The sequence below is a fragment of the Modestobacter sp. SYSU DS0875 genome, from assembly GCF_054050915.1.
In genome coordinates this window covers 43170-61793 of record NZ_JBJHAH010000024.1, presented here as the reverse complement: position 1 = coordinate 61793, position 18624 = coordinate 43170, and the positions used below count along the sequence as shown (strand labels likewise).

The window sequence follows — 18624 nt, the reverse complement described above, 5'->3', positions numbered from 1 at the left end:
CCCCCCCCCCCCCCCCCCCCGCCCCCCCCCCCCCCCCCCCCCCCCCCCCCCCCCCCCCCCCCCCCCCCCCCCCCCCCCCCCCCCCCCCCCCCCCCCCCCCCCCCCCCCCCCCCCCCCCCCCCCCCCCGCCGCTCACCGGTCGCTGGTGTCGTCGGTGTCCGGGCCCGGCTCGGGCTGGGTGCCCTCGGTGCCGCCGCCGGCGCCGTCGGTCGTGGCCGGCTGGGCGGACGCATCCTCGGTGCCGCCCGCGGTGTCGACCGCCGCGGGGTCGCCGAGGCCGGCCGGGGTGCCCGGCGCGGGGGCGCTGGGCGCGTGCGCGTGACCGGCGGCCTCGACGGGCGCGGCCGCTGCGGGGGCGGGCTCGTTGCTGAGCAGGGCCCGCAGCGCGGCGCCGGTGACCCGGCGGAAGGCGCGCTTGGGGCGTCGCCGGTCGAGTACCGCGACCTCCAGCTGCTCGGCCGGCAGCTGGTCGTGGCCGCCACCGTTGGCGCTGGTGGCCGGGCTGACGGCGGACAGCGCCTGGACACCCACCCGCAGCGCCTCGGCCAGCCCCATGCCGGCGGAGAAGTGCTGGCGCAGGTTGCCGGTGACCGCCTCGGCTTGGCCGCCCATGACCACGAAGTCCGGCTCGTCGACGACCGAGCCGTCGAAGGTGAGCCGGTACAGCTGGTCGCTGTCGGCGGTGTCGCCCACCTCGGCGACGCACAGCTCCACCTCGTAGGGCTTCATCTGCTCGGTGAAGATGGCCCCGAGGGTCTGCGCGTAGGCGTTGGCGACGATCCGCCCGGTGACGTCGCGCCGGTTGTAGGAGTACCCGCGCACGTCGGCCAGCCGGACGCCGGCCACCCGCAGGCTCTCGAACTCCGAGTACCGGCCGACCGCGGCGAACCCGATCCGGTCGTAGATCTCGCCCACCTTGTGCAGCGTGGAGCTGGGGTTCTCGGCGATGAAAAGCACGCCGTCGTCGTAGGTGAGCACGGCGACGCTGCGGCCACGGGAGATGCCCTTGCGGGCGTACTCCGAGCGGTCGCGCATGACCTGCTCGGCCGAGGCGTAGTACGGCATCGTCATGGGGTCAGCCCTGCCCGTCCGTGACCGACCGCTCCGCGACGATGGCGGCGGCGACGGTGGAGACCTCGTCGTCGGTGAGCCGGACCGCGCCCTCGGCGTCGACCCGGTAGACGATCGGGAACAGCTTGCGGACCATGTCCGGGCCGCCGGTGGCGGAGTCGTCGTCGGCGGCGTCGTAGAGCGCCTCGACGACGGTGCGGGTGGCGGCGTCGGCCGACAGTCCCGGGCGCCAGGTCTTCTTCAGCGAGCTCCGGGCGAACAGCGAGCCGGAACCCACCGCCGTGTAGCCGCTCTCCTCGTAGTTGCCGCCGGTGACGTCGTAGCTGAAGATCCGGCCCGGGCTGGCGCCCTCGGCGGCGTCGAGGTCGTAGCCGGCGAACAGCGGCACGACCGCGAGGCCCTGCAGCGCCGCGCCGAGGTTGCCGCGGATCATCGCGGCCAGCCGGTTGGCCTTGCCGTCGAGGGACATCGTGACGCCCTCGATCTTCTCGTAGTGCTCGAGCTCGACCTGGTAGAGCCGGACCATCTCGATGGCGATGCCGGCGGCGCCGGCGATGCCGATGACCGACCAGGAGTCGGCCGGGTAGACCTTCTCGATGTCGCGGCTGGAGATGAGGTTGCCCATGGTGGCCCGGCGGTCGCCGCCCATCAGCACGCCGCCGTCGTAGGTGGCCGCGACGATGGTGGTGCCGTGCGGAGCGAGGTCACCCATCGGCGTGCTGGGAAGCGTCCGCCGACCGGGCAGCAGGTCGGGCGCGGTGGTGCCGAGGAAGTCGGTGAAGGAGGACCCGACCCGGTCCAGGTACGCGGGTGGGAACCCGCTCCGACCGGTTGCCAACTCGCTCACCCATCCGCCTCTCCTGCCGCCGTCCGGCGGCTGTCCGTGCTGCTCGCTGACCTGCACCGGCGTGGTCCACGCGGCGCGCGGCGCGCCGCCGACCCTACCGGCGAGCCGATCACCCTGCCGATGACCAACCGGTCCAGGGTGGTCGACCCGTCGGGAAGGCTCAGGCCGATGTGCGCATCGCCAGCCAGCGCACGTATCCCGGGCTCCTGCCGTCGCCGCGAGACACCTCGCTGATCTGCCCTGGAGCCGCGCCGGCCGGCTGCTCGCGATGCTCTTCCACGTAGTCGGCGGCCGCCCTCAGGACCTTCGGGTCGTCCTGCAGCAGCCCCAGCCCCTGGTTGCACCGTTGACAGAGCAGGGCCCTGACCCGGCCGGTCTGGTGGTCGTGGTCGAGGTGTTCTGGTGCGGACGCACTGCAGATGGCACAGGCGTCTCCCTGGCCGGCTCGGAGCGCGGCCACCTCAGCTCGCGTCATCCCGTACTGCCGCTTCCAGTAGGCGTCGTTGCTCGACTTGCGGTGACACCTGAGGCAGAGGCTCCCGAAGCCCGACCGCTGCCGGGAGTTCCGGGAGAACTCGCCGTGTGCCACAGCCTGTCGGCAACCGGGACACCAGCGGAAACCCTTGGGGATCCAGGAGTGGTCGCGCACGGTCTTACCGACGGCCACCCGCGACTGCCTGTACCACGCACCGTTGCGCCGGCGGTTGCAAGCCAGGCAGTAGAACGAGAGCCCGTCGGGGCGTGTGCGGTTACGGCCGAACTCCCTGGTCGGCTTCTCCTCGCCGCAGTCGGGGCAGGTCTTCATGACAGGAATGACCCGGGGTAGCGGACTGACTACTCTCCGCCCTTCTGCACGTAAGATTTCACGAACTCCTCGGCGTTCTCCTCGAGCACCCCGTCGATCTCGTCGAGGAGCGAGTCGACGTCGTCGGTCACTTCCTTGGTGCGCTCGCTCGCCTCGGTGTCGACCGAGGCCTCGACCTCGTCGGTCTCCTCGCGCGAACGCGTGGACCGCTGCTGCCCGCCGGTGTCCCTGGTGGCCATGTCACCCTCCTGAGCTGGTGTGGTGCGCTGCCGCAGAAGTTACCCGCGGGGTGTGACGGTTCGCCGCCGGTGCAACGCCGCACCGAGCGCGTGGTGGGTCGGAGTTCGTCCGTGAACGTGATCGGTCAACGTTGGGGACCCACCTGCCGATCCAGTCGACCAGTTGGGGATAACGGACGTACGGGCGTAACGGATGAGCTGCCCGGCGGGGCCGAGCGGGTCGGGCGGTGTCAGCCGCCGGTGATCGTGTCCACGAGCTCCGCGGCGGTCGACGTCGACTCGAACAGCGCGCCGACGTGCTCCCTGGTGCCGCGCAGCGGTTCCATCGTGGGGATCCGCACCAGGTTGTCCCGGCCGACGTCGAAGACCACCGAGTCCCACGAGGCGGCCGCCACCTGGGCCGGGTAGCGGCGCAGGCACTCGCCGCGGAAGAAGGCCCGGGTGTCCTCCGGCGGCGTCGTCATCGCCCGGGTGACCTCCTCGTCGCTGACCAGCCGCTGCATCGCCCCGCGGGCCACCAGGCGGTGGTACAGCCCCTTCTCGGGGCGGACGTCGGAGTACTGCAGGTCGACGAGCTTGAGCCGGGCGTCGCCCCAGGCGAGGCCGTCGCGCTGGCGGTACCCCTCCAGCAGCCGCAGCTTGGCCGGCCAGTCGAGCTGGTCGGCCAGCAGCATCGGGTCGGTCTCCAGGTCGTCGAGCACCGACGCCCAGCGGCGCAGCACGTCGGCGGTCTGGGCGTCGTCGTCGCCCTGCGCGGCGACGAACCGCTGCGCCATCGCGAGGTACTCCCGCTGCACCTCGATGGCCGTCAGCCGCCGGCCGTCGCGCAGCCGTACCCGGTGGGTCAGCGACGGGTCGTGGCTGATCGCCTGCAGCTCATCGACCGGCTCCTCGATGGTGAGGTCGCGGTCCAGCGCCCGCGCCTCGATCACCGCCAGCACCAGGGCCGCCGTCCCGACCTTGAGGTAGGTGGACAGCTCGGCCAGGTTGGCGTCGCCGATGATCACGTGCAGCCGGCGGTACTCGTCGGGGTTGGCGTGCGGCTCGTCGCGGGTGTTGATGATCGGCCGCTTGAGCGTCGTCTCCAGACCGACCTCGACCTCGAAGAAGTCGGCGCGCTGGGACAGCTGGAAGCCGTCGGTGCGCCCTTCGGTCCCGATCCCGACCCGGCCGGCCCCGGCGAACACCTGGCGGGTGACGAAGAACGGGATGAGGCCCTTGATGATGTCGATGAACGGCGTCCGCCGGTCCATCAGGTAGTTCTCGTGCGCTCCGTACGAGGCGCCCTTGCCGTCGGTGTTGTTCTTGTACAGCTGGATGGGCTGCGTGCCGGGCACCCGCGCCGCCCGGCGGGCCGCCTCGGCCATGATCCGCTCCCCCGCCTTGTCCCAGAGGACGACGTCGCGCGGGCTGGTCACCTCCGGCGTCGAGTACTCCGGGTGCGCGTGGTCGACGTACAGCCGGGCGCCGTTGGTCAGGATGACGTTGGCCATCCCGGAGTCCTCGTCGGGGTCGTTGTGGTCCAGCGCGGCCGCCGGGGAGAGGTCGAACCCGCGGGCGTCCCGCAGCGGCGACTCCTCCTCGAAGTCCCAACGCGGCCGGCGGGGCGCCGGCGCCTCGGCCACCGCCCAGGCGTTCACGACCTGGCTGGACAGCGTGGTCGGGTTCGCCCCCGGCTGCCCGGGCACCGAGATGCCGTACTCCAGCTCGGTCCCCATGACCCGTCGCACGCTCATGGGCTCAGGTTAGGCGGCCGCTACAGGGCGACGACGGCCTTGCCTCGGACCAGCCCCTGCTCCAGGTCACGCATCGCCCGGGGCACGTCCCCCAGGGCGACGGTCCGGTCGAGGACCGTGGTCACCTGACCGTTGTCGACGTACTCCCGGACGGCCTCCAGGTCGGCCCGCCGCGCGGTGGAGACGAAGAACCGCATCCGCTGGCGGAGGACGAGGGACCACAGCACGGCGCGGAGCTGGCGGTCCAGTCCGCCCGTCCAGCGCCCGCCACCCTCGCCGCCGACGATGACCAGCGTCCCCCGGGGTGTCAGGAGCCGCCGCAGCCGACGCAGCGTGCGGTTCCCGGCGATGTCGAGGACGAGGTCGTACCGTCCGGTGAGCTCCTCCCGGGTGTAGTCGATGACCTCGTCCGCGCCGAGTGACCGGACCAGCTCCACCTTCGCGGTGCTGCAGACGCCGGTGACCTGGGCGCCGAACGCCGCGGCCAGCTGCACGGCGTACGTGCCGACGCCGCCGCCGGCACCGATCACCAGCACCCGCTGTCCCGGCTGCACCCGGCCCTGGTCACGCAGCGCCTGGAGCGCCGTGACCGAGGAGGAGGGCAGCGCCGCCGCGTGCTCGAAGCCCACCTCCGCCGGCTTCCTGGTGCACCGGTCGTCGGGCACGGCCGCGTACTCGGCGAACGAGCCGCTGCAGCTGCCGAACACCTCGTCGCCCGGCCGCACACCGGTCACCTCGGCGCCCACCGCCACGACGGTCCCGGCGACGTCCACGCCCAGGACCCGGGTCCGTGGGCGGCGCAACCCGGTTCCCAGGCGCAGCAGGTAAGGCGTACCGGTCATCAGGTGCCACACCCCGCGGTCGATGCCGGCCGCCCGGACCCGCACGAGCACCTCGTGGGCGCGGATCGTCGGCTCATCGAGCTCCGCCACCGCCAGCACGTCCGCCGAGCCGTACCTCTCCCGCACGATCGCCTTCACTGGTCGGTCCTCCACTGGTCGGGTGCTGGGAGAGCCCTTCCGGACACGGAGGAAGGTAGAGAGTGATCACCACGGTGCCAAGAGCACTCGGCCCCACCTGACGGATGGACGACGGACGGCCCGGCTCCCCCTGCGGGGGCCGGGCCGTCGCGGGGCTGGTCCGGTGGTTACAGGTACTGGCCGGTGTTGGTCGCGGTGTCGATGGCGCGACCGCTGTCGGCGCCCTTGCCGGAGATCAGCGTGCGGATGTAGACGATCCGCTCGCCCTTCTTGCCCGAGATCCGCGCCCAGTCGTCGGGGTTGGTGGTGTTGGGCAGGTCCTCGTTCTCCTTGAACTCGTCGACGCAGGCGGCCATCAGGTGCCCCACGCGCAGGCCTCCGGTGCCGGTCTCCAGACGGTCCTTGATCGCCATCTTCTTCGCCCGGTCGACGATGTTCTGCAGCATCGCCCCGGAGTTGAAGTCCTTGAAGTACAGGACCTCCTTGTCACCGTTGGCGTAGGTGACCTCCAGGAAGCGGTTGTCCTCGGTCTCGGAGTACATCCGCTCGACGGTGGACTGGATCATCCCGGCGATGGTCGCCTCGCGGCTGCCACCGTGCTCGGCCAGGTCGTCGGCGTGGATCGGCAGCGTCGTCGTCAGGTACTTGCTGAATATGTCCCGCGCCGCCTCGGCGTCCGGCCGCTCGATCTTGATCTTCACGTCGAGCCGGCCGGGCCGCAGGATCGCCGGGTCGATCATGTCCTCGCGGTTGGAGGCGCCGATGACGATGACGTTCTCCAAGCCCTCGACGCCGTCGATCTCGCTGAGCAGCTGCGGCACGATCGTCGACTCGACGTCGGAGGAGACCCCCGACCCGCGGGTGCGGAAGATCGAGTCCATCTCGTCGAAGAACACGATGACCGGCGTGCCCTCGCTGGCCTTCTCCCGGGCGCGCTGGAAGACCAACCGGATGTGCCGCTCGGTCTCGCCCACGTACTTGTTGAGCAGCTCCGGACCCTTGATGTTGAGGAAGTAGGACCGGCCCTGGCTGGTGTCGGCGTCGCCCCGCACCTCGGCGACCTTCTTGGCCAGCGAGTTGGCCACCGCCTTGGCGATCAGCGTCTTCCCGCAGCCGGGCGGGCCGTACAGCAGGATGCCCTTGGGCGGGCGCAGCTCGTACTCGCGGAACAGGTCGGCGTGCAGGAACGGCAGCTCGACGGCGTCGCGAATCTGCTCGATCTGCCGGCCCAGGCCACCGATGTCCTCGTAGTCGATGTCGGGGACCTCTTCGAGGATGAGCTCCTCGACCTCGCTCTTCGGGATCCGCTCGTAGACGTAGCCGGAGCGGTTCTCCAGCAGCAGCGAGTCGCCGCTGCGCAGCGGCTGCCCCTCCAGCGAGTCGGCCAGGCGCACCACCCGCTCGTCGTCGGTGTGCCCGATGACCAGCGCGCGGCGCGGTTCACCGGCCACCGGCTCGAGCAGCTCCTTGAGGGTGACCACGTCACCGGCGCGCTCGAACCCGCGCGCGGCGACGACGTTCATCGCCTCGTTGAGCATGACCTCCTGGCCGTGCATCAGCTCGTCGAGGACGACGTCCGGGGACACCGACACGCGCATCTTGCGGCCGCCGGTGAACACGTCGACCGTGCCGTCGTCGAAGCGCTCCAGGAAGACGCCGTAGCCCGACGGCGGCTGGCCGAGGCGCTCGATCTCCTCCTTCAGCGTGACCAGCTGCTCGCGCGCCTCGCGCAGCGTGCCGGCCAGCTTGTCGTTGCGCTCGGAGAGGAAGGCCGCACGGCCCTCCGCCTCGGCGAGCCGTTCCTCCAGCGCACGCACGTGCCGCGGGCTGTCGGTCACCTTGCGCCGCAGGAGGGCGATCTCCTCCTCGAGGTAGGAGATCTGGTTCACCAGGGAGGCGACGTCACGCTCACGCCGCGCTCGGAACTCGTCAGGACCAGTGCCAGGACCGAGGCCCATCGCGCACCTCCGCACACTCGGGGGGAGCCAGGCAGCCAATCTATACACGCGGGAGGTGACGGCGCCGCACGCTCGGAACGACCGCGCACCGTGGGTCCGGACGTCATCCCCCCGACACGTGCGGGGCCTTGTCGGCCCCCGCTCAGGCGAGCTTCTTGCGCCGCTGCCTCATCGGCGCGACGGCGCCCTCGGCCAGCCGGCGGGCGGTGACCAGGAAGGCGGTGTGCGCGACCATCCGGTGCTCGGGGCGTACCGCCAGGCCCTCGGCGTGCCAGGGCCGCAGCATCGTCTCCCAGGCGTACGGCTCGGTCCACACGCCCTGGGCCCGCAGCCCCTCCACGTAGGTCGACAGCTGGGTGGTGGTGGCGACGTAACCGATCAGCACGCCTCCGGGGCGCAGCGCGGCGGCGACGGTGGGCAGCACGGCCCACGGCTCCAGCATGTCCAGCACGACCCGGTCGACGACCTCCGCGGCCGGGTGGTCGGCGAGGTCGCCCAGCCGCAGCGACCAGTTCGCCGGCACCTCGCCGAAGAAGGCGCCGACGTTCCCGCGGGCGACGTCGGCGAAGTCCTCACGCCGCTCGTAGCTGGTGAGGCTGCCGGTCGAGCCGACGGCGCGCAGCAGCGAGCACGACAGCGCGCCGGACCCGGCGCCGGCCTCCAGCACGCGCATGCCCGGGCCGACGTCGCCGAACCCGACGATCTGCGCGGCGTCCTTGGGGTAGATCACCTGCGCCCCGCGGGGCATCGAGAGCACGAAGTCGGCCAGCAGCGGGCGCAGCGCCAGGTAGCCGGTGTTCGCCGTCGAGTGCACCACCGAGCCCTCCGGCGCGCCGATCAGGTCGTCGTGGCTGATCGCGCCCCGGTGGGTGTGGAACTCCTTGCCCGGCTCCAGGACGACGGTGTGGTGCCGGCCCTTGGGGTCGGTGAGCTGCACCCGGTCCCCCACCCGGAAGGCCCCCTCCACCGGCTCCACCGGCGGGACCTCGCCGGCGACGACCGGCTCCAGCGGCGCCTCGGCGAGCGCCTCGCCGACGGCGGAGCCCGCGGTCGGCGCCTCCGCCGGGGTCTCCGGGGCCAGTTCCAGCGGGTGCTCCTGCTCTGCGCTCACGGGAGGCGAGGGTACGGACGCCGATCTGTGTGACCTGCGGCGCGGACGCTCGGAACTGTCGGAGGGGCGACCTAGCCTCGCTGCCATGACCGTGACGGTGGAGACGGACCAGTCCGCGACCGGGCCGGGCCCCGAGTCCCCGGCGGAACGGACGACGGCGGCCGACGCCACGCCCCGGCGCCCGTCGCTGTCCCCGTCCCGCGCCGCGGACTTCAAGTCCTGCCCGCTGCTCTACCGGTTCCGCACCATCGACCGGCTGCCGGAGAAGAAGTCGCGGGCGGCGGTGCGGGGCACCCTGGTGCACGCGGTGCTGGAGAAGCTCTACGACCTCCCGCCCGCGCAGCGCACCGTCGAGGCCGCCCGCACGCTGGTCGAGCCGGCCTGGGCAGAGCTGCGCGACGAGCCGGGCGTCGTCGAGCTGTTCGAGGCGCCCGAGGAGGGCGCGCCCGCGGCGGAGAGCCTCGAGGCGTGGCTGGACTCGGCCGGTGAACTGGTGGAGACCTACTTCCGGCTGGAGGACCCGACCCGCATCCAGCCGCACGGCCGGGAGGAGCTGGTCGAGGTCACCCTGCCCGACGGGCTGCTGCTGCGGGGGTACGTCGACCGGCTGGACGTCGCCCCGACCGGGGCGCTGCGCGTGGTCGACTACAAGACCGGTGGGGTGCCGCGGGAGGCCTTCGAGGCCAAGGCGCTGTTCCAGATGAAGTTCTACGCACTCGTGCTGTGGCGTACCCGGGGCGTGGTCGCCGCTCAGCTGAAGCTGCTGTACCTCAAGGACGGCGACGCGCTCACCTACGCCCCCGACGAGGCGGAGCTGGTCCGGTTCGAGCGGACCCTGCAGGCCATCTGGTCGGCGATCGAGCGCGCCGTGGCCACCGGCGACTTCCGGGCCAACAAGAGCCGGCTGTGCAACTGGTGCGACCACCAGGCGCTGTGCCCGGCCTTCGGCGGCACTCCCCCGCCGTTCCCGGTCGAGGCGGCCGCGGCCGCAGGCTGGCGCACGACCCTGCCGGTCAGCCCGGTCTGACTCCCCGGGCCACTGACGTGTACGTCAGCGGCCCAGGACATGGCGGGTTCCGGGCCACCGGCGTTCAACGGTCGCAGCTCCTCGTGGACTGCAGGTCGTGCAACAGGACCAATGCGAAGCCGAGTTCCCCTCGCCACCCGCGGGCCCATGCCTCCCGGTGCTCTCGGGCAGCGCTGAGGGCGGCGTCCCTGCCCACGGATCAGGCCGGTTGGCGCGGACCGACGAGTGCGTCCAGCTCCACCAGCGACAGGCCGGTCAAGCTCGACCTCAGGGTGAGGCCGTTGCGTGGGTTCAGTGACTGCAACGACGGGATGCCGAGCACCGCGGCGCCGGCGGCGAGCCCCGCGGTGGCGCCCACCTCCGAGTCCTCGATGACCACCACCTGGTCGGCGGTCACTCCGAGCGCCGCCATCGCCTGGTGGTAGGGCGCGGGGTCGGGTTTGCGGGCCGGCACCTCGTCGCCGCACACGGTGACGTCGAACGGAGATCCACCGAGGTCCTCGGCGATCCGGTCGAGCACGAGCGCGGCCACCCGGCGCGGGGTGGTGGTGACCAGCGCCGTCGCCAGCCCGGCCGCCCGCACCTCGGCGAGCAGCTCGCGCGCCCCCGGACGCCAGGGGATGCCCCGGACGCCCATCAGCCGGGCGGTCTCGTCCTCGACCCAGCGGGCGTCCGCCGCCAGCTGCTCGGCGCTGCGCTGGACCCCGAGGTCGGCGTGGAGGATGCCCATCGCCACGCGCATGCTGGTGCCCACGGTCCGCGCCCGGCCGGCGGCGGAGAAGACCCCGCCCAGCTCGGCGGCGAGCGCGGCCATCGCCTCGCCCCAGAGCTCCTCGGTCTCGACCAGCGTGCCGTCCATGTCGAACAGCACTGCTCGCAAGGTGCTGGAGCGGCCCTGGTGCAGGGGCCCGCCACGAGCTTGCGGGTGGTGGGGGGCACCAGGGCCCTTCATTCGTCCACCGTCCGGTAGCCGAGGTTCGGCGACAGCCACCGCTCGGCCTCGTCCACCGCCCAGCCCTTGCGCCGGGCATAGTCCTCGACCTGGTCCCGGCCCACCCGGCCCAGCACGAAGTACCGCGACTCGGGGTGGGAGAAGTACAGGCCGCTGACCGAGGCGCCCGGCCACATGGCCATGCTCTCGGTCAGCTGGACACCGGTGGTGGCTGCCACGTCGAGCAGCTCCCAGATCGTCTGCTTCTCGGTGTGCTCCGGGCAGGCGGGGTAGCCCGGCGCCGGTCGGATGCCCCGGTACCGCTCGGCGATCAGCGCCTCGTTGTCCAGGCCCTCCTCGGGCGCGTAGCCCCAGAACTCGGTGCGCACCCGCTGGTGCAGCCGCTCGGCGAACGCCTCGGCCAGCCGGTCGGCCAGCGCCTCCAGCATGATCGCGCTGTAGTCGTCGTTGGCCGCCTTGAACGCCGCCACCCGCTCCGCGGCGCCCAGTCCGGCGGTGACGGCGAAGGCGCCGACGTGGTCGGCCAGCCCGGTCCCGGCCGGTGCGACGAAGTCGGCCAGCGACTTCCGCGGCGCGCCGTCCCGGCCCTCGGTCTGCTGGCGCAGCTGGTGCAGCGTGGCGCGGACGGCGCTGCGCGACCCGTCGGTGTAGACGGCGATGTCCTCGCCCTCCACCTGGTTGGCCGGGAACAGCCCGAACACCCCGTTGGCGCGCAGCCACCGCTCGTCGACGATCCGGTCGAGCATCTCCTGTGCGTCGGCGTACAGCCGGCGGGCGGCGTCGGCGGTGGTGGGGTTGTGCAGGATGTCGGGGAACCGGCCGCGCATCTCCCACGCGTTGAAGAACGGCTGCCAGTCGATGTAGGCGCGCAGCTCGGCCAGCGGGTAGTCGGCGAAGTGCCGGACGAACCCGGAACCGCTCCCCGACTGCAGCATCCGCGGCTGCGGCGGGGTGTAGGCAGACCAGTCGATCGGCGTGGCGGCCTGCCGGGCCACCGCCAGCGGCAGCAGCGCACGGGTGTCGGTCCGGGCGGCGTGCCGCTCGCGCAGCGCCGCGTAGTCGGCGGCGGTCTCGGCCAGCAGCGCCGGGCGCTGCTCGTCGGACAGCAGCGCCGCCACCACCGGCACCGACCGCGAGGCGTCCTTCACCCAGATCACCGGGCCGTGGTAGCGCTCGGCCACCTTGACCGCGGTGTGCGCGCGGGAGGTGGTGGCGCCGCCGATGAGCAGCGGGATGTCGAAGCCCTGGCGCTCCATCTCCGACGCCAGGTTCACCATCTCCTCCAGCGACGGCGTGATCAGCCCGGAGACGCCGATGACGTCGGCGCCGTGCTCCTTGGCGGCGTCCAGCACCTGCTGCCCGGGCACCATGACGCCGAGGTCGACGACGTCGTAGTTGTTGCACTGCAGGACGACGCCGACGATGTTCTTGCCGATGTCGTGGACGTCGCCCTTCACGGTGGCCATGACGACCGTGCCGTTGCTGCGCTCGACGTCTCCGGGCTGCTTCTCCGCCTCGATGAACGGGATCAGGTGGGCGACGGCCTTCTTCATCACCCGCGCGGACTTGACCACCTGCGGCAGGAACATCTTGCCGGCGCCGAACAGGTCGCCGACGACGTTCATGCCGTCCATCAGCGGACCCTCGATCACCTCGATCGGCCGGCCGCCGCGGGCGCGGATCTCCTGGCGCAGCTCCTCGGTGTCGTCCTCGACGAAGGCGTCGATGCCCTTGACCAGCGCGTGGGTGATCCGCTCGGCCACCGGCAGCGATCGCCACTCCTCGGAGGCGACCTCCTGCACCGAGCCGTCCCCGGCGAAGTCCGCGGCGATCTCCAGCAGCCGCTCGGTGCTGTCCGGGCGGCGGTTGAGGACGACGTCCTCGATCCGCTCGCGCAGCAGCTCGGGGACCTCGTCGTAGACCTCAAGCTGCCCGGCGTTGACGATCGCCATGTCCAGGCCGGCCCGGATGGCGTGGTACAGGAAGACGGCGTGGATCGCCTCGCGGACCTTGTTGTTGCCGCGGAAGGAGAACGAGACGTTGGAGATGCCGCCGGAGACGAGCGCGCCGGGCAGGTTCTGCTTGATCCAGCGGGTCGCCTCGATGAACGCCAGCCCGTAGTCGGCGTGCTCCTCGATGCCGGTGGCGACGGCGAAGACGTTCGGGTCGAAGATGACGTCCTCGGCCGGGAACCCGACCTCCTCGGTCAGGAGGTCGTAGGCGCGCCGGCAGATCTGCTTGCGGCGTTCCAGGGTGTCGGCCTGGCCGTCCTCGTCGAAGGCCATGACGACCACCGCGGCGCCGTACTTGCGGCACAGCCGGGCCTCGCGGACGAACTCCTCCTCGCCGTTCTTCATCGAGATGGAGTTGACGATCGCCTTGCCCTGGACGTTCTTGAGCCCGGCCTCGATGACGTCCCACTTCGAGGAGTCGATCATCGCCGGGACGCGGGAGATGTCCGGCTCGGCGGCGATCAGCTTGGTGAAGCGGTCCATCGCCTCGACGCCGTCGATCATCCCCTCGTCCATGTTGATGTCGATGACCTGCGCGCCGGCCTCGACCTGCTGGCGGGCGACGGCCAGGGCGGCCGGGTAGTCACCCGCCTTGATCAGGTTCCGGAAGCGGGCCGAGCCGGTGATGTTGGTGCGCTCCCCCACGTTGACGAACAGCGAGTGCTCGTCGACCGTGACCGGCTCCAGGCCGGACAGCCGCAGCGCCGGGCCGACCTCGACCGGGGTGCGCGGCGCCTTGCCCTCGACGGCCCGGGCGATCGCCGCGATGTGCGCCGGGGTGGTGCCGCAGCAACCGCCGACCAGGTTCACGAAGCCGGCGGCGGCGAACTCCTCGAGGACGGCGGCGGTCTCCTCGGGCGCCTCGTCGTACTCACCGAAGGCGTTGGGCAGCCCGGCGTTCGGGTAGCAGGAGACGAACGTGTCGGCGACCCGCGCGACCTCGGCGATGTAGGGCCGCATCTCCGTGGCGCCCAGCGCGCAGTTGAGCCCCACCAGCAGCGGCTCGACGTGCCGGACCGAGTGCCAGAACGCCTCGGTGACCTGGCCGGACAACGTCCGGCCGGAGGCGTCGGTGATCGTGCCGGAGATCATCACCGGCCAGCGGCGACCGTGCCGCTCGAACAGCGTCTCCAGCGCGAAGATCGCCGCCTTGGCGTTGAGCGTGTCGAACACCGTCTCGACGAGCAGCACGTCGGAGCCGCCGTCCACCAGCCCGGCGGCCTGCTCCAGGTACGCCTCGACCAGCTCGTCGTAGGTGACGTTGCGGGCGCCCGGGTCGTTCACGTCCGGGGAGATGGACGCCGTCCGGCTGGTCGGGCCGATGGCGCCGACGACGTAGCGGGGTCGGTCCGGCGTCCGCGCGGTCGTCTCGTCGCAGGCGGCGCGGGCCAGCCGGGCGGAGGCGAGGTTCAGCTCGTAGGCGAGGTCGGCCATGCCGTAGTCGCCCAGCGAGATGCGGGTGGCGTTGAAGGTGTTGGTCTCGATCAGGTCCGCGCCGGCCTCGAGGTACTCGCGGTGGATGCCGGTGACGATCGCCGGGGCGGTGATGCTCAGCAGGTCGTTGTTGCCCTGCACGTCGGTGGGCCAGTCGGCGAACCGCTCGCCGCGGTAGCCGGCCTCGGAGGGCCGGTCGCGCTGGATCGCCGTCCCCATCGCGCCGTCCAGCACGACGATGCGCCGCCGGAGCAGGTCGGTCAGCTCGGCGGTGGCGTCGGGGCGGTGGGAGGTGGCAGCGGGCACAGCGGAGTCGGGCACGGCGCGGTCGGGCACAGTGGGGCCAGGCGCGGGGAACTCGGGCACGGCGGTCCTCGGGGAGGTCGTTCGGTCACGGTCACGAACGCGTCCGGCGCCAGGGCCCTGGCAACTCCGACGGGCGGCGGTGCCTCGTCGTCCTCGAACAGCCCGCCCATGATGGCACCTCGACGCCGCCGGGTGGTGACGGAGGCCACGCGCCGTGTCCCCGGCCCCCTGCACCGCCGGTGCCGGTCGCCGGGCGGGTCGGGCGGACCGACGTAGGCTGGTCAGAGTGATCGATCCGAAGTCCACCGCAGACGACCTGCCCGAGCTGGACGACCCCGTGGTGGTCGTCGCCTTCGAGGGGTGGAACGACGCCGGGGACGCCGCCACCGGGGCGGTGGAGCACCTGGAGCTGATCTGGGACGCCGATCCGCTGGCCGCCCTGGATCCCGAGGAGTACTACGACTTCCAGGTGAACCGCCCGACCGTCTCCCTTGTCGACGGGGTCAGCCGGCGTCTCGAGTGGCCGACGACCCGCATCTCCGTGGCCAAGCCCGAGGGCAGCGACCGGCACGTGGTGCTCATCCGCGGCATCGAGCCGAACATGCGCTGGCGCAGCTTCTGCGAGGAGCTCATCGAGCTGTGCCACGAGCTGGGCGCACACACCGTGATCGGGCTGGGCGCGCTGCTCGCCGACACGCCGCACACCCGCCCGACGCCGGTCACCGGGTCGGCCTACGACGCGGAGTCCGCCGAGAAGTGGGGCCTGGAGACCTCCCGCTACGAGGGGTCGACCGGCATCCTCGGGGTGTTCCAGGACGCCTGTGTGCAGGCTGGCCTGCCGGCGATCAGCTTCTGGGCCGCGGTGCCGCACTACGTGTCCCAGCCGCCCTCGCCGCAGGCGACCGTCGCGCTGCTGCGGCGGGTCGAGGAGGTCCTGGAGCTCACCATCCCGCTGGGCGTGCTGCCGCAGCAGGCCGAGGAGTGGGTCACGACCGTCTCGGAGATGGCCAGCGAGGACGACGAGGTCGTGGAGTACGTGCGCTCGCTCGAGGAGCGGCAGACCGCGACCGACCTGTCCCAGGCCAACGGCGACCAGATCGCCCGCGAGTTCGAGAGGTACCTGCGCCGCCGCGGCGGCGCAGGCTGACCTCGGCCCCGTCGCAGGGGCCCGCCTCGAGCGTGCGCGAGGTGGGGAGCGACGGGGTCCTTCGACTGCGCCGGCGGGGCTCGTCGGGCGCGGACTGATCCGAGATCAGCCACGGGCTGAGCGCTGTCGTCCTCCGCGGATGGCAGCGCTCAGCCCGTTCTCGTCCAGGGGCGGGCGTCAGGGCGCGACGAGCAGTGGGCGCATCCGCGGGGCGGCGGTGTCGTCGAAGAGCCGGTCGTGGGTGGCCAGGGCGTAGCGGTCGGTCATCCCGGTGACGTAGTCGACGACCTGGGTGAGCACGTCGGCCTCGGTGTCCCGGTAGCTGGCCGGGATGAGCTCCGGGTGGGCGAGGTGGTGGTCGACCAGCCGCCGGATCACGTCGACGGCCAGGTGCTTCTGGCCGGCCGCGGTGTCGGACCCGTACACCCGCTCGAACATGAAGACCCGCAGCTCGTGCATCGCCTCGAGGGCGTCGGGCGTCATGACCACCGCCCCGGCGGTGTTCGCCGGGGACAGGCTGCCCTCGACCACGGCCTCGATCATCGAGCCCACCATGGCGCTGCCCGGGTCGCCGAAGACGGCGCGGGCGCGGGCGGGCAGGTCTGTCACCCGCAGCACCCCGGCCCGGACGGCGTCCAGCGCGTCGTGGGACAGGTAGCCGATCCGGTCGGCGTAGCGCACGCACTCGCCCTCGCGGGTGGCCGGCGGCGGGCTGATCTTCCAGCTGTGCGCCCGGACGCCGTCCCGCACCTCCCAGGTGAGGTTGAGGTCCTCCAGCACCTCGACGATGCGCACCCCCTGCGCGGCGTGGTGCCAGCCGCCGGCGACGTAGGGGTCCAGCGCCTCCTCGCCGATGTGCCCGAACGGTGAGTGCCCGACGTCGTGGGCCAGCGCGATCGCCTCGGCCAGGGTCTCGTTCAGCGACAGCGCCGCGGCCAGCGAGCGGGCCACCTGGGTCACCTGCAGGGTGTGCGTCAGCCGGGTAACGAAGTGGTCGCCGTCGGGGTGGAGGAACACCTGCGTCTTGTGCTTGAGCCGGCGGAACGCCTTGGCGTGCAGGATGCGGTCGCGGTCGCGCTCGAAGGCGGTGCGCAGCGCGTCCTCCGGCTCGGGGCGGGCGCGTCCGCGGGTCGCCGCCGCGCGGGCGGCAGCCGGGGCGAGCTGCTCCTCGGCGCGCTCCCGCGCCGCCCGGTCGGCCAGCCGGAACGGTGCTCCCCCGGCGTCCGGCAGCGGCTGGCCCACGGTCAGAGCTCGATGCCCAGCAGCGCGTCGACGAGGTCGGCGACGACGGCCGGCGCCCCGTCCTCCCCGGCGGCGCGGTCGGTGTCGAGCGTGGCGGCGGCCCACCGGTCGACGGCGGCGATCGCTCCGGGGCTGTCCAGGTCGTCGGCCAGGCGCTCGCGCACCGCCCGCAGCACCGGACCGGCGGGGGCGCCGGTGGGCTGGGCCACGGCCCGGCGCCAGGTGTCCAGCCGCTCCTCCGCCCGGGTCAGCAGCTCCGCCGTCCAGGTGCGGTCGGTGCGGTAGTGCCCGGACAGCAGCGCCAGCCGGATCGCCATGGGGTCGACGCCGTCGCCGCGCAGCCGGGAGACGAAGACCAGGTTGCCCCGGCTCTTGCTCATCTTCTCGCCGTCCAGGCCGATCATCGCCGCGTGCACGTAGGCCTGGGCGAAGGGCTTGGTGCCGGTGAGCGCCTCGGCGTGCACCGCGGAGTACTCGTGGTGCGGGAACACCAGGTCGCTGCCGCCGCCCTGGACGTCGAAGCCCATGCCGAGGGTGTCCAGGGCGATGGCGGCGCACTCGACGTGCCAGCCGGGCCGCCCGGTGACGCCGCGCGGGCCGGGCCAGGACGGCTCGCCCTCGCGGGCGCCGCGCCACAGCAGCGGGTCCAGCGGCGAGCGCTTGCCCGGGCGCTCGGGGTCGCCGCCGCGCTCGGCGGACAGCCGCAGCATCGTCGCCTCGTCGTGGTGGGACTCCCCGCCGAAGCCGGGGGCCTGCGAGACGTCGTGGTAGACGTCGCCGGTGCCGTCGTCGAGCTGGTAGGCCAGCCCGGCGTTCCAGAGCTCCTCGACCTTGCCGACGATCCGCGGGATCGACTCGACCGCGCCGACGTAGTCCTCCGGCGGGAGCACACGCAGGGCGGTCATGTCCTCCCGGAACAGCGCGGTCTCCCGCATGCCGAGCACGATCCAGTCCTCGCCGTCGCGGTTGGCCCGCTCGAACAGCGGGTCGTCGACGTCGGTGACGTTCTGCACGTAGTGGACGCCGTGCCGGGCGTCCCGCCAGACCCGGTTGACCAGGTCGAAGGCGAGGTAGGTGGCGGCGTGGCCGAGGTGCGTGGCGTCGTAGGGCGTGATGCCGCAGACGTACATCCGCGCGATCCGGCCCGGCTGGGTGTCGACGACGGTGCCGCGGGCGGTGTCGAACAGCCGCAGGGCGGTACCGGACCCGGGCAGGGTGGGGAGGAGCGGGGCGGGCCAGGAGAGCACGTCAGGAGCCTAAGACCGACCGCCGACACGACCGCAGGCCGCCCGGTGCCCGGTCACCCTCCACGGGGGTCGGCCGGGTCAGGGCCAGGTGGTGGCGTGCCGCTCGAACTCCTCGCCGGTCTGGACGCCGATGACGCAGAACAGCAGCCCGGCGGGGTCCTTCATCTGCCAGAAGCCGCCCATGTCGGCGATCCGCACCGCGCCGAGGGCCTCCAGCCGGCGGACCTCGGCGGGGACGTCGTCGGTCTCGATGTCGACGTGCCAGCGGGGTGCCGTGCCCGGGCCGGTGCGCTGGACCTCCAGGTGGAAGCCGTCGGCGAAGGAGCCCAGCGAGGACCAGACGTCGTCGATGGCGTCGGGCTCGATCGGGTGGCCGGTGGCCGCGGACCAGAACTGCTGGCCGCGGGCGTGCAGCTCCGGGGGCAGGTCGATGAGCAGGACGGCGAGGCGGCTGCGGTGCGGCACCCGCCCACCCTGGCAGCCGGGGCGATGACGGACAACGTCCCTGGG

At 72.7% G+C, this 18624-nt stretch carries 15 protein-coding genes; 2 read left to right on the top strand and 13 right to left on the bottom strand.

Annotated features, from left to right (window positions below; genetic code table 11):
• Positions 1 to 132: 132 nt before the first annotated feature.
• The 8 genes from prcA to ACI79Y_RS14655 all read right to left on the bottom strand — a co-directional run bounded on the left by prcA (position 133) and on the right by ACI79Y_RS14655 (position 8747).
• Positions 133 to 1071, bottom strand: coding sequence for a proteasome subunit alpha (prcA, locus tag ACI79Y_RS14690; RefSeq protein WP_457159189.1), 939 nt, complete (start codon positions 1069 to 1071; stop codon positions 133 to 135).
• Between the two features lie 4 nt (positions 1072 to 1075).
• Positions 1076 to 1918, bottom strand: a complete 843-nt coding sequence (gene prcB, locus ACI79Y_RS14685) for a proteasome subunit beta (RefSeq protein ID WP_457159188.1) — start codon at positions 1916 to 1918, stop codon at positions 1076 to 1078.
• Positions 1919 to 2078: 160 nt separating this feature from the next.
• Positions 2079 to 2723 (bottom strand): endonuclease VII domain-containing protein, encoded by a 645-nt coding sequence (locus ACI79Y_RS14680; RefSeq protein ID WP_457159187.1) that lies wholly within the window; start codon positions 2721 to 2723, stop codon positions 2079 to 2081.
• Positions 2724 to 2752: 29 nt separating this feature from the next.
• Complete coding sequence (locus tag ACI79Y_RS14675) at positions 2753 to 2962, bottom strand: ubiquitin-like protein Pup (protein ID WP_457082853.1); 210 nt, start codon at positions 2960 to 2962, stop codon at positions 2753 to 2755.
• Between the two features lie 230 nt (positions 2963 to 3192).
• Entirely contained in the window at positions 3193 to 4698 is a 1506-nt protein-coding gene (gene dop / locus ACI79Y_RS14670) for a depupylase/deamidase Dop (protein ID WP_457159186.1), read from the bottom strand.
• Positions 4699 to 4718: 20 nt separating this feature from the next.
• The gene (locus ACI79Y_RS14665) at positions 4719 to 5678 is read right to left on the bottom strand and encodes an NAD(P)-dependent alcohol dehydrogenase (RefSeq protein WP_457159185.1); all 960 of its coding nucleotides are present in this window, start codon (positions 5676 to 5678) and stop codon (positions 4719 to 4721) included.
• 167 nt (positions 5679 to 5845) lie between these two features.
• Complete coding sequence (gene arc, locus ACI79Y_RS14660; RefSeq protein ID WP_457159184.1) at positions 5846 to 7567, bottom strand: proteasome ATPase; 1722 nt, start codon at positions 7565 to 7567, stop codon at positions 5846 to 5848.
• 211 nt (positions 7568 to 7778) lie between these two features.
• On the bottom strand, positions 7779 to 8747 hold the full coding sequence (locus ACI79Y_RS14655; protein WP_457159183.1) for a tRNA (adenine-N1)-methyltransferase: 969 nt from the start codon (positions 8745 to 8747) through the stop codon (positions 7779 to 7781).
• Between the two features lie 85 nt (positions 8748 to 8832).
• Here ACI79Y_RS14655 and ACI79Y_RS14650 point away from each other — a divergent pair, with 85 nt between their 5' ends.
• Positions 8833 to 9774 (top strand): RecB family exonuclease, encoded by a 942-nt coding sequence (locus ACI79Y_RS14650; protein WP_457159182.1) that lies wholly within the window; start codon positions 8833 to 8835, stop codon positions 9772 to 9774.
• Positions 9775 to 9973: 199 nt separating this feature from the next.
• Here the strand turns inward: ACI79Y_RS14650 and ACI79Y_RS14645 are convergent, their stop codons facing one another.
• Positions 9974 to 10645, bottom strand: a complete 672-nt coding sequence (locus tag ACI79Y_RS14645; RefSeq protein WP_457159181.1) for an HAD family hydrolase — start codon at positions 10643 to 10645, stop codon at positions 9974 to 9976.
• Positions 10646 to 10722: 77 nt separating this feature from the next.
• Positions 10723 to 14493 carry a methionine synthase gene (metH, locus tag ACI79Y_RS14640; protein ID WP_457159180.1) on the bottom strand — a complete coding sequence of 1257 codons (3771 nt, stop codon included), beginning with the start codon at positions 14491 to 14493 and terminating at the stop codon, positions 10723 to 10725.
• A 271-nt stretch (positions 14494 to 14764) separates the two neighbouring features.
• On the opposite strand from metH, the gene ACI79Y_RS14635 reads away from it, so the two are divergent.
• Complete coding sequence (locus ACI79Y_RS14635) at positions 14765 to 15625, top strand: PAC2 family protein (protein ID WP_457159179.1); 861 nt, start codon at positions 14765 to 14767, stop codon at positions 15623 to 15625.
• 177 nt (positions 15626 to 15802) lie between these two features.
• Here ACI79Y_RS14635 and ACI79Y_RS14630 read toward each other — a convergent pair whose 3' ends face one another.
• From ACI79Y_RS14630 to ACI79Y_RS14620, 3 genes are all read right to left on the bottom strand, one after another.
• A complete protein-coding gene (locus ACI79Y_RS14630) occupies positions 15803 to 16867 on the bottom strand; it encodes an HD domain-containing protein (RefSeq protein WP_457159178.1) in 1065 nt (354 codons plus the stop codon).
• A gap of 2 nt (positions 16868 to 16869) precedes the next feature.
• The gene (gene mshC, locus ACI79Y_RS14625; protein ID WP_457159177.1) at positions 16870 to 18114 is read right to left on the bottom strand and encodes a cysteine--1-D-myo-inosityl 2-amino-2-deoxy-alpha-D-glucopyranoside ligase; all 1245 of its coding nucleotides are present in this window, start codon (positions 18112 to 18114) and stop codon (positions 16870 to 16872) included.
• Between the two features lie 78 nt (positions 18115 to 18192).
• Positions 18193 to 18579: a VOC family protein gene (locus ACI79Y_RS14620; protein WP_457159176.1), complete on the bottom strand. Its 387-nt coding sequence runs from the start codon at positions 18577 to 18579 to the stop codon at positions 18193 to 18195.
• Positions 18580 to 18624: the final 45 nt, after the last annotated feature.

Bases quoted from the DNA above. Each gene is read 5' to 3' on its own strand.
- prcA (WP_457159189.1), bottom strand. From the start codon at position 1,071: ATGACGATGCCGTACTACGCCTCGGCCGAGCAGGTCATGCGCGACCGC.
- ACI79Y_RS14680 (WP_457159187.1), bottom strand. From the start codon at position 2,723: ATGAAGACCTGCCCCGACTGCGGCGAGGAGAAGCCGACCAGGGAGTTC.
- ACI79Y_RS14675 (WP_457082853.1), bottom strand. From the start codon at position 2,962: ATGGCCACCAGGGACACCGGCGGGCAGCAGCGGTCCACGCGTTCGCGC.
- dop (WP_457159186.1), bottom strand. From the start codon at position 4,698: ATGAGCGTGCGACGGGTCATGGGGACCGAGCTGGAGTACGGCATCTCG.
- ACI79Y_RS14650 (WP_457159182.1), top strand. From the start codon at position 8,833: ATGACCGTGACGGTGGAGACGGACCAGTCCGCGACCGGGCCGGGCCCC.